Origin of the sequence: Carnobacterium sp. AT7 (assembly GCF_000171855.1) — a bacterium.
Taxonomy (GTDB): domain Bacteria; phylum Bacillota; class Bacilli; order Lactobacillales; family Carnobacteriaceae; genus Carnobacterium_B; species Carnobacterium_B jeotgali.
In genome coordinates, this window is sequence record NZ_ABHH01000047.1 from 1 (window position 1) to 10,534 (window position 10,534).

The window sequence follows — 10,534 nt, forward strand, 5'->3', positions numbered from 1 at the left end:
CATGAACAGGATGATCTTCAATATCAGTAGTCAATTGATTGATTCTTTTCGATTAGGGTGTCAAATCTCAAGTTCGCCAATAGAAATATCCTCTAAATCATCTATCACCATAGATTCTTCAACCAGTGGTTGAATTTCGTCTACAAAATATTGTTTCGTCTTCATTCTGAGAGAAGTTGCATATCTGTCTATAGCTTTTTTCCATACAAAGGAATATTTATTGGCGTTAGCCTCTATTTTAGTTCCATCTATAAATAGTTCATTCATAGAGATAAGATTTTCTGTTTTGAGTTTAACCGTAAATTCAGTAAATAATTCAGGTAATAACTTTTGGCAATTTTCAGAAGAACGAAATCGGTTGATTGTTCGATAGGAGATAACTTCGTTACTAACTGCCCACATCATGGCTATGTTTTCCGTCATCATTTTTTCAATTTTCCGGCCAGAATAAATCCCTTCTGAATAAGCAAAGAGAAGTGCTTTTATTAGTAACCTTGGATGATAACCAGGTCTTCCCTCGGAAGAATCAAGTTGAGAAAACAACGTGTTGTCCATTGATTCAATAAATTCATGAATTTCAAAAATAATATGGTTTGGAGACAATAAACAAGACAATTCTATTGGCAAGCTTGTTTGATTCGTGGTATATTTTTTATACATTAGAAACCCCTCCGATAATTGTATTTGTGGTTATTTACATTATATCAAAGGGGTTTCTTTTTGTATTATAAAAAGCATCCAGAAAAGTCATTTAAACTTTTCTGGATGCTTTTTAGCTAGGTTTTGTCCCAGCCTCTTATTTTTTTTAGTTTTGTTTAGTTGTTCCTCTATTTGCAATATTATGAGGCAAAATAATTGTTTTTTCATCTACGTCTTCTTTATTCATCAATTTAGTTAACAAACGCATAGATACAGCACCAATATCATATAATGGTTGAGTAATAGTACTTAATTTTGGTCTTACCATTTCAGATAATTTAGAATTATTTGCAGTAACTACTTCGAATTCTTCTGGTATTTTAACTGAATGATCTAAAGCACCATTCATAATTCCAACAGCAATTTCATCGTCACCAGCAAATGCGGCAGTTGCTCCTGCTTCAGCTAACTTAGTATAAGCTTCTTCTCCAGCTGCAAATGTATAATCTGTTTCAACAATCAAGCTTTCATCATACGCAATACCTGCATTTTCTAAAGCTGTTTTGTATCCTTTTAAGCGGTAAATACCATTTATAGGTTCTTGAGTAATTGATCCAGAAACAAATGCAATACGCTCATGTCCATTAGCAATCAATTGTGCTATCGTTTGTTCTGTTGCAGCTTCATAATCAATATTGACACTTCCCATTTGTTCATCCGGATCAACTGTTCCTGCCAAAACAACTGGTGTTTTTGAGCGAGAAAATTCTGCTCTTAATTCATCTGAAATTTTATGACCCATATAAATAATTCCATCTACTTGTTTTGCTAAAAGTGTGTTTAATACTTGAATTTCTTTTAAATCATTTTGATCAGAATTAGCTAAAATAATATTGTATTTATACATTGATGCAATATCATCGATTCCTCTAGCCAAAGATGAAAAATATAAATTTGTTACATCGGGAATAATAACACCAACTGTTGTTGATTTTTTGCTAGCCAATCCACGAGCAACAGCATTTGGACGGTAGTCTAGACGGTCAATAACTTCTAATACCTTTTTTCGAGTAGTTGGTTTTACATTGGGGTTGCCGTTTACAACACGTGAAACAGTTGCCATAGAAACATTTGCTTCTCTTGCAACATCATAAATAGTAATGGTTTGTTTTTCCATAATTAAGCTCCTTCAAGTAGTTAGATTCGTTTACTTTTTGTATAGTACCAATTTATCAAATTTACGCTCTCAATGCAAGCGTTTCATTTCCGTTTTCATGAAAATTTCATAATTTCTTTCATTTTAAAATTTTATATCCTTTTTTAGTTTTCTTTGAGAAAACCATTTTCATTAGTGATACAATTAGTTCACGTATTATTAGAAAGGTAGGACAATTATTGTGAACAAACAACTTGATAAATTACAAGAATGGTTAGTCAAAGAAGAATTAGATATGGCTTTTATTAATGAACCCAATACTATTGCTTATTTAAGCGGTTATGAAAGTGATCCCCATGAGCGTATTTTAGCTTTGGCTGTTTTTGCAACAGAGGAACCTTTCCTTTTCACACCTGAACTTGAAAAAGGCGATGCTCTAAAAAGTGAATGGCCGCATGCTGTTTATGGTTATCTAGACAATGAAGATCCTTGGTCTCTTATTGCTCATCACCTCAAGTCTCGCAAGAGCGATCTTAACAGTATTGCAATTGAAAAAGATTTTTTAACGGTTGGTCGATTTGAAAAACTTCAATCCTATTTCTCAGCTGGTTCTTTTTTAGATATTACACCTAAAATACAGTCTATGAAGCTGATTAAAACTCCTGAAGAAATTGATAAAATGATGGAGGCCGGCAAATGGGCTGATAGAGCTTTTGAAATTGGCTTTAATGCAATAAAAGAAGGCATATCTGAAGAAGAAATTGTAGCAGAAATTGAATACCATTTAAAAAAAGAAGGAATCAAAGAAATGAGTTTTGAAACGATGGTCTTAACTGGTGACAACGCAGCCAGCCCACATGGTACTCCAGGTAAAAGACAGGTTCAATCAAATGAGTTTGTTTTATTTGATTTAGGTGTTATTTATAATGGATATACTAGTGATGCTACTCGCACTATCGCTTTTGGAGAACCTTCAAAACAGGCTAAAGAAATTTATGCTATTGTATTAGAAGCTTATCATGCTGCATTGTCAGCAGTTAAACCTGGCATAACTGCTGGTGAATTAGATAGACTTGCTCGTGACGTTATCACTAAAGCAGGTTATGGACCCTATTTCACTCATCGTTTAGGCCATGGTTTAGGAAGTTCAGTCCATGAGTTCCCTTCTATAATGCAAGATAGTGGTTTCGTTATACAAGAGGGCATGTGTTTCTCAATAGAACCGGGAATCTATTTGCCAGGAGTCGCTGGTGTTCGTATAGAAGATTGTGTAGTTGTCACGAAGGATGGTTGCAAAGTTTTCACTCATACGCCAAACGTATACACTTCAATTTAAATAGACAATTTCAAAAATTTAATATCTGTTTATTCAACTACAGAAAAAAAAGCAATGGACTATGAAGCCCATTGCTTTTTTCTGTAAAATTAAATTCCTGCATTTGTATTTGTAGATTTATGTTCGTTTGCGTTTCCGTTCTCTTTAGTTTGTTCTGTGTTAACATTTGCTGTTGAGTAATCAGGACCTTCTTTAGCTTGTTCTTGATCATAAGCAAAGTCCATTGTGTTTCTTTCAACTTCTTCTTTTAAAGAAGTACCATCATATTTTAGGCTAGTAGAAACTTCGTCAACTTCTTCTTTGCCATCTTTTGCTTTTGATTTCACTTCTTCAGATGTATCTTTGGCTGTCGTTTTAACTTCTTCTACAGTTTCAGTAGCTGTTGATTTTGCTTCTTGAGCTACATCTGTAACTGTTGATTTTGCATCTTTTGCTACTTCAGTTGCTGATTCTTTAAGATCAGTTAAACCTTCACCTACATCTTTTGATGCACGAGTCAACTGCTCTTTCATTTGAGAAGCTGATTCTTTCAGGCTAATTTTGATGTCTTCTGATGCATCTTTAGCAACATTTTTCATTTCTCTGCCTTTTTCTTTAGCAATATCAGCGTATTCTTTAGCAGATCCTTTAGCATTAGTTGTTTGTTGATTTAACTCTTCACGTAATTCTTTACCAGATTTTGGTGCGTATAATAGAGCCGTAATTCCTGCTGCTGCAGCTCCTACGATTGCTCCTAAAAGAAATCCACCTTTGTTTGCCATATATAGTTCTCCCCTTTTCTCAATTCACTATGAATGTTTTAATTTCTTAATGGTTAATGGTTGTTTAATTTATACTTCTTTTTTATTTTTACGTTTTTTATTCATATTTAATGCCGTTTTACCGACTTTAGTTACTACACCTGTTTGAGCTGTTCTCTTAGTCGCTCCAGCAACATGTGTCGTTAAGTTACGAGTCGAATCATTTAAACTTGAAACAGTAGCTCCTAGATCGCCAATAGCCCTGAACAATGGATCAGTTTTACCTAATTTTCCATTTACATCATCTAATGTCGTGTTGGATTTATTTAATAACCCTTCTACTTCAATCAGAAGACTATCCGCATCTTTTGTTAAAACACTAATACTTTTATTAGCTTCATTAACCGTTGTTTGGACTTCTCCAATTACCTTAGAGACTTTCATTAATACAATGATTAAAAACACAACTAATGCCGCAAATGCTATAGCAGCTATCAGTGCTGCAATTTCTCCACCTGTCATATGAACCCCTCACTTCCTTCTATTTTCTAATTTTTAAGGTAAATAAATTCGGTTGACCAAACAAACTTAATTAACTATTTACTTGTTTATCACCAAATTCTTCAACCTAAATATAAAATATGTTCTACACGTATAGAATACCATTATTTTTTTTTTACATCAAATAATATGAAACCGAATACTTTCACAGTTTCTTTTTTTATTAACCCTGTTATTTTAGCAAAATCTAATTTATTCTTATTTATGCACTTTAGTTAAAAAATTTAGGTTTTTCTTAATACAGCTGCGACTATAATTTTGTTTGAATATTTGTTACTATGTTAAAGAACAGTTAAATAGAAATATATATTTAAAGGAGTATTTAGTTTATGGACAGCAGTAATCAATTAGATAGTTCAATTGCAGTCGATGTCGTTGATACTTTAACAGAACAAACTAATATTTTTTCGGAATTTTGGAATTCAATTGATTGGCACAATATTATTGCTACAGTAACAGCTAGTGCCATCCAAATCATATTTTTCACGATTTTCTTTTACATTATAAAAGTAATTGGAAATTATTTTATTGAACGGACATTTGAAAATTACCGTAAGAAAAAAGATATTTCTACAAACCGATTGAATACACTATATAATTTGTCGAAAAATTTATTTCAATCCTTTGTTGGCTTTTTCTTATTCTATGCGATTCTTTCAGCAATTGGTATTCCCGTTGGTACACTACTTGCTGGGGCTGGTGTGATTGGTTTAGCACTGTCTCTTGGAGCACAAGGTTTTGTCAGCGATATAGTAAATGGGTTTTTTCTTCTATTTGAAAAGCAAATTGATGTTGGTGATGTCGTGGAGTTAGATACCGTTTCAGGTGTTGTTGTCGATGTGAATTTAAAAACGACTAAAATAAAAAGTTTTGACGGAACGCTTAACTTTGTACCAAATCGTTATATTACGATTGTGAGCAATAAATCCCGTGAAGATATGCGTGCTCAAATCGATATTCGCCTTTTACCTGATGCTGATTTAGAAAAAGTCAATTCGGTTATCACAAATGTTAATGATGCCCTCGTTCCTCAATACCCTGATATTACTGAACCTCCTAATAATTTAGGTTTGATTGATCTTGGAAATGGTTATTATGGGATACGAATTGTGCTATTTGCTTTACATGGACATGAATTTGAGATAAAAAATGCTTTTTCTCAAGCCTATGTCACTGCGTTAGCAAAAGAAGGCATTGAAATACCCACTAACCCACTTAAAGTTATGCAGTAGCAATTTTTTCAGCTTAAATAAAGGAGGCAACTATTAATGTCAGTAGCGCCAAAAATATTAATTTTAACAGGAAGTTACGGAAACGGCCACTTAGAAGTAACGCGATCATTAATAGCGGAATTAAATAAACGCGGCATCACGGATATCGTTACATCTGATTTATTTTATGAAGCTCATCCAATTTTGACAAATGTTACTAGAAAATTGTATATCAAAAGTTTTTCTAAAGGACAAAATATTTACGGCTTTCTTTATTACAAATCGGATTATAGGCTAACGGACTTTAGAATTGATCGAATGATCGATAAGTATGGTTACATGCGAATCAGTCAGTTAATGAAAGAAAATGAATTTGATTTAGTTATCAATACTTTTCCAATGCAGGCTTTGCCTATTTACAAGCAACGTTCTAAACCAGAGACGCCATTTATAAATGTGTTAACTGATTTTTGTTTGCATACACGGTGGATTTCAGATAGCATCGATTATTTTTTTGTCGCTTGTAATAGCTTAAAAGACGAATTAACCGCTACTGGAATAAATGAAAATAAAATCACCATATCTGGTATACCTATCAAAGAAGAATTTTACGCTTATGATAAACTTTCTCTTCCTGAGAAAAACAGTAAAAACCAAATAAAAAAATTATTAATTTCGGCTGGCGCACATGGTGTGCTAAAAGATTTGGGTCAAATTATTGACGAGTTAAAGTCTAAAGAAGACTTGCATATAACGGTTGTTTGCGGTTCTAATAAGCTACTCTTCAATAAACTTATGCAAGACTATGAAAATGATGTCAATATAACGATCCTTGGGTATGTTTCAAATATGGCTAGTTTAATGAACCAATCGGATATCATGGTTACGAAAGCTGGCGGAATTTCTCTTTCAGAAGCTTTGGCAATTCGTATTCCTTTAATTCTAACGCCTGCTGTTCCTGGACAAGAAAAAGATAATGCGCGCTTTTTCGAAAGAGAAGGAATGGCTATTGTCACAAAATCAGAGGATGAAATTGCTCCAGCTGTTTTAACTTTACTAAAACAGCCCCTTTTATCAAAAAGTTTAACAAAACAAATGGAAAATCATTTCCATCCGCATGCCTCTGCACTTATTGTTGATAAAGTCTTAACACTGATTGACAAACCTACTCTTTACAAGGAGCCTTTTCATGATTCTAAAGAGATTAAAAATTGATAGAAATTTTTTATTTTTGCTTCTCTCCTTAATACTTGTTGAGTACGTTCGTGCTGCCTTTATTCTTAGTTATTTACCCGTTCAGGCTGCAGTAGGAACTCAATTCACTCTAGCTTTGGTTGGTTTAGCTATTAGTTTACATTATATAAGTGAAGCTTTTTCAAATTTTCAAATAGGCTTTTTGATGAATCGCTTTGGTATCCAAAAAGTCATCTCCTTATCATTTTTATTGATTTTTATTTCTTTTATCATTGTTCCTTTATTTCAGTTTAATGCTATCGCTATTGTTTTCGCTTCGATTTTATTAGGGTTTGGTGCTTGTCCCCTTTGGATCTTACTTCTAGCTAAAGCTAGTTCAGGTTCCAGAGGGAAAAATATGGGGTTAATTTACTTTTGCTGGATACTAGGCATGGCAAGTGGCGTTATAGTCATGAATTACTTAATGAATATTAACTTAGTTGTCTCCTATTGGCTGTTGCCGCTCTTTATAATAGGAGCATACATCAGTTTTTGTTTATCCGGCAGTCATCCTGATCAACAATCTGATACACAAAATAGAACAACTATCTTAAAAAAGACATTCTCCATTTTAAAAAAAAGTCGCCTAATTTTACCTGGAACCTTAATGCAGAGTATTTCAATTGGAATGTTGATTCCAATTTTACCAACCTTTGTTTTGCAAGACCTTCATTTTTCTTATAATCACTATACTCGTTTATTGTTTATCGCTGGTTTAACAGCTGTAATTCTTATGCAGCCACTTGGTCGGTTAGTTGATTATTTCAAACCACGTCCTCTTTTTATTGGAGGATTTATGCTTTTTGGAATTACGCTGATCTCCACTACATTTAATCCGTCTATTCTGACTGTCTATCTTTTAGTCGCCTCCATGTCGATTGCATACACCCTTTTTTTACCGGCTTGGAATACTTATGTTGCTACTAAAATTACCAAAGAAGACCAGAATGTTAGTTGGGGTATTATTTCATCTTTTCAAGGTATTGGAACTATGCTTGGTCCTATTATTGGGGGCTTACTTGCTACTTATAGCGCAAGTATCACAGTCATTGTCAGTGCTTCTCTGTTCCTTTTAATCAGTTTGCTATACTTAGTCTTTAAATAAAAAACTTCTCTTTAAAACCAAATGGTTTTAAAGAGAAGTTTTTTTATTTATAATTGTCTATTGGCTTTCTTTTCTAAGAAATCTCCTACATGTTCAATTGCAAAAGGAATCGCTTCTTCTTGTGGTGTCATTTGAGGATGATGCAACCCAAAAGGACTGTCGACACCTAACCAAAACATTGTTCCAGGAATTTTGTCTAAATAATAACCAAAATCTTCTCCGGTCATTTCTGTTCCCATTTCTTTGTAATTGACGCCTTGCTTTTTAGTCATATAATCAATAAAAGATAGCGTTTCTACCTCACTGTTGACGACAGGGTAATACCCAGCTTGGTCTAAATCCAAATAAATTTTACAGTTGTAAGACAACTCAATTCCTTTAACAATATCTTTTACTCTTTGTTGTGTTAGCTCACTCATCTCAGAAGTTAACGTGCGGATAGTCCCAGAAAGACTAGCATACCCGCTGATAATATTTCCGGCTGTTCCAGCATGCATCGTTCCTAGCGTAATCACTGCACCCTCCATTGGGTTAACACTTCGGCTGATGATTGTTTGAATTTGGTTGATGAATTGGCTTGCAGCGACTATCATATCGTTCGATTCATGTGGGTAGGCAGCATGTCCGCTTACACCGCGAAATTCTACATCGATTGCACATGTCCCAGCAAATAATGTTCCAACTTTGGTTCCTAAAGTTCCCACTGGCAAATCAGGTTTTACATGTAATGCATAAATTTCATCTGGCATATAGTCCTCTAAAAAACCACTATCGTAAATGATTTTTGCTCCACTCACATTCTCTTCAGCAGGTTGAAAAATAAAGACTAAATCATCTATAGTTTGGTGAGAACTAAAATACGTCAATAATCCTAAAGCAATGGACATATGCATATCATGACCACAGGCGTGCATTCTTCCTTCGTGAGTAGATTTAAAAGACAAACCTGTATCTTCTGTAACTGGCAAACCATCTATATCGGTTCTCCATCCAATCGTTTTTTCACCTATACTGCCTTTTACTCGAACAACAATAGCGGTTTCCCATGTTTTTATTTCTAAATTTTCTTGTGGCAACTCTTTAATCTTAGCCAACAAATAAGCGTGCGTTTTATATTCTTCTAAACCAATTTCAGGAATCAAATGCAATTCTCTTCGCATTTGGATAAAAGGATTTTCTTGTGTCATCTTCTCTACCCTCTTCTAAAAAAAGCGCTGAAACAGAAACGGATTGCTCTTTTCTGTTTCACGCTCTTTTAATTTTATTTCTATAAATCGCGTAAAGCCTCAATTAGTCCTGTTTTACTTTTTGTTTTTTCATCAATGTCTTTGATTTTTTTAGCTGGTGTCCCTGCTACAACGGTGTAAGGTGCAACATCTTGGATGACAATAGCTCCTGCTGCAACAACGGCACCTTTTCCGATTCGAATACCTTCTAGTACGACAGCATTCGCGCCAATTAATACATTATCTTCTACAATAACCGGTTGAGCACTAGCTGGTTCAACAACACCTGCTAGCACGGTACCTGCACCAATATGACAATTTTTACCAACAGTTGCTCGTCCGCCTAATACAGCACCCATATCAATCATTGTTCCCTCACCGATAATAGCTCCAATATTGATAACAGCACCCATCATGATAACAGCTGAATCGCCTATTTCGACTTGATCGCGTATAAAGGCCCCTGGTTCAATTCGAGCATTAAATTGCTTCATATCTACTAAAGGTATAGCCGAATTACGACGATCATTTTCAATTACTTTATCTTCAATCCATTCTTTATTTTCTTCTAAAAAAGGTTCGATCACATTCCATTCACCAAAGATAGTTCCCACTTCATCCGTTGTGAAATTTTGAATTGAAGTTGGAAAATTCAATTTGCTTAAGTTACCCTTTAAATAAACTTTTACAGGTGTTTTCTTTTCACTTTTTGATATAAATTCAATGATTTCGTTAGCATCCATTTCATCATTCCTGACTAATTTGTAACTCTTTAATGCGAACGTTCCGCTTTTCGAGTCACATCATATTTATTTTCAAACTCATGTGCAATGCGATTTGTGCCTTTTAAAATTTCACTTCTAGTAATGATGCCTACAAAGCTTCCATCATCACTTGCCACACATATAAATGCATTATCAACTAATAAATGTAAAACTTCTTCCAAATCATAGGGATCATCTATGACAGCAAAATCAGTAGTCATCACGTCAGATACCAATATTTCGCCTAATTTATCAAAGTCAATGTCTTCTAATCCTGTAATGGCTTCAACGATCATCGGCATAGAAATGAGTCCTTTAATTTTATAATCATGATCTAACACTGGAATTACGGAATAACCAATTTTTGTAAGCACTAATAACGCATGGTTTAACCGATTGTTCATTTGGACATGCGCAACTCTATCCGCTGGAATCAAAAATTCTCTTTGTTTCCAGTAACATTTCTCCAATTTCTTTCCCTATCATTATCTTCATTTCCTTCCTTGAGATACTAAATCCAAGTACTATTTACGTTAAAAGTGGCAAAGATAGCAAAAACTGGA

Annotated in this window: 9 protein-coding genes and 2 pseudogenes; 4 read left to right on the forward strand and 7 right to left on the reverse strand. The window is 34.1% G+C overall.

Features of this window, described 5'->3' with window-relative positions:
- Both CAT7_RS11375 and ccpA read right to left on the reverse strand, forming a co-directional pair.
- Nucleotides 1-660: pseudogene (locus CAT7_RS11375) on the reverse strand (transposase); the annotation flags it as partial.
- 145 nt (nt 661-805) lie between these two features.
- Nucleotides 806-1,816, reverse strand: coding sequence for a catabolite control protein A (ccpA, locus tag CAT7_RS11380; protein WP_007725744.1), 1,011 nt, complete (start codon nt 1,814-1,816; stop codon nt 806-808).
- Nucleotides 1,817-2,036: 220 nt separating this feature from the next.
- On the opposite strand from ccpA, the gene CAT7_RS11385 reads away from it, so the two are divergent.
- Entirely contained in the window at nt 2,037-3,131 is a 1,095-nt protein-coding gene (locus CAT7_RS11385; protein WP_007725745.1) for a M24 family metallopeptidase, read from the forward strand.
- Nucleotides 3,132-3,220: 89 nt separating this feature from the next.
- Here CAT7_RS11385 and CAT7_RS11390 read toward each other — a convergent pair whose 3' ends face one another.
- Nucleotides 3,221-3,892 carry a YtxH domain-containing protein gene (locus CAT7_RS11390; protein ID WP_007725746.1) on the reverse strand — a complete coding sequence of 224 codons (672 nt, stop codon included), beginning with the start codon at nt 3,890-3,892 and terminating at the stop codon, nt 3,221-3,223.
- Nucleotides 3,893-3,961: 69 nt separating this feature from the next.
- Nucleotides 3,962-4,393, reverse strand: a complete 432-nt coding sequence (locus tag CAT7_RS11395; protein WP_007725747.1) for a DUF948 domain-containing protein — start codon at nt 4,391-4,393, stop codon at nt 3,962-3,964.
- Nucleotides 4,394-4,761: 368 nt separating this feature from the next.
- Between CAT7_RS11395 and CAT7_RS11400 the strand changes: the two genes are divergently transcribed.
- From CAT7_RS11400 to CAT7_RS11410, 3 genes are read left to right on the forward strand one after another with little or no spacing between them, the layout of a single operon-like run.
- Nucleotides 4,762-5,664: a mechanosensitive ion channel family protein gene (locus CAT7_RS11400; protein ID WP_007725748.1), complete on the forward strand. Its 903-nt coding sequence runs from the start codon at nt 4,762-4,764 to the stop codon at nt 5,662-5,664.
- 36 nt (nt 5,665-5,700) lie between these two features.
- Complete coding sequence (locus tag CAT7_RS11405) at nt 5,701-6,858, forward strand: MGDG synthase family glycosyltransferase (protein ID WP_007725750.1); 1,158 nt, start codon at nt 5,701-5,703, stop codon at nt 6,856-6,858.
- On the forward strand, nt 6,833-7,981 hold the full coding sequence (locus CAT7_RS11410; RefSeq protein WP_007725752.1) for an MFS transporter: 1,149 nt from the start codon (nt 6,833-6,835) through the stop codon (nt 7,979-7,981). The genes CAT7_RS11405 and CAT7_RS11410 overlap by 26 nt, the downstream gene beginning before the upstream one ends.
- A gap of 47 nt (nt 7,982-8,028) precedes the next feature.
- Here CAT7_RS11410 and CAT7_RS11415 read toward each other — a convergent pair whose 3' ends face one another.
- The 3 genes and pseudogenes from CAT7_RS11415 to cbpB all read right to left on the reverse strand — a co-directional run bounded on the left by CAT7_RS11415 (nt 8,029) and on the right by cbpB (nt 10,457).
- Complete coding sequence (locus CAT7_RS11415) at nt 8,029-9,168, reverse strand: N-acetyldiaminopimelate deacetylase (RefSeq protein ID WP_007725754.1); 1,140 nt, start codon at nt 9,166-9,168, stop codon at nt 8,029-8,031.
- Nucleotides 9,169-9,248: 80 nt separating this feature from the next.
- Nucleotides 9,249-9,950: a 2,3,4,5-tetrahydropyridine-2,6-dicarboxylate N-acetyltransferase gene (gene dapD, locus CAT7_RS11420; RefSeq protein ID WP_007725755.1), complete on the reverse strand. Its 702-nt coding sequence runs from the start codon at nt 9,948-9,950 to the stop codon at nt 9,249-9,251.
- A 29-nt stretch (nt 9,951-9,979) separates the two neighbouring features.
- Nucleotides 9,980-10,457, reverse strand: a pseudogene (gene cbpB, locus CAT7_RS11425) (cyclic-di-AMP-binding protein CbpB).
- Nucleotides 10,458-10,534: the final 77 nt, after the last annotated feature.

What these genes read in the sequence shown, in the direction of transcription:
- ccpA (WP_007725744.1), bottom strand. Translation starts at nt 1,816, where the DNA reads ATGGAAAAACAAACCATTACTATTTATGATGTTGCAAGAGAAGCAAAT.
- CAT7_RS11390 (WP_007725746.1), bottom strand. Translation starts at nt 3,892, where the DNA reads ATGGCAAACAAAGGTGGATTTCTTTTAGGAGCAATCGTAGGAGCTGCA.
- CAT7_RS11395 (WP_007725747.1), bottom strand. Translation starts at nt 4,393, where the DNA reads ATGACAGGTGGAGAAATTGCAGCACTGATAGCTGCTATAGCATTTGCG.
- CAT7_RS11400 (WP_007725748.1), top strand. Translation starts at nt 4,762, where the DNA reads ATGGACAGCAGTAATCAATTAGATAGTTCAATTGCAGTCGATGTCGTT.
- CAT7_RS11405 (WP_007725750.1), top strand. Translation starts at nt 5,701, where the DNA reads ATGTCAGTAGCGCCAAAAATATTAATTTTAACAGGAAGTTACGGAAAC.
- CAT7_RS11410 (WP_007725752.1), top strand. Translation starts at nt 6,833, where the DNA reads ATGATTCTAAAGAGATTAAAAATTGATAGAAATTTTTTATTTTTGCTT.
- CAT7_RS11415 (WP_007725754.1), bottom strand. Translation starts at nt 9,168, where the DNA reads ATGACACAAGAAAATCCTTTTATCCAAATGCGAAGAGAATTGCATTTG.
- dapD (WP_007725755.1), bottom strand. Translation starts at nt 9,950, where the DNA reads ATGGATGCTAACGAAATCATTGAATTTATATCAAAAAGTGAAAAGAAA.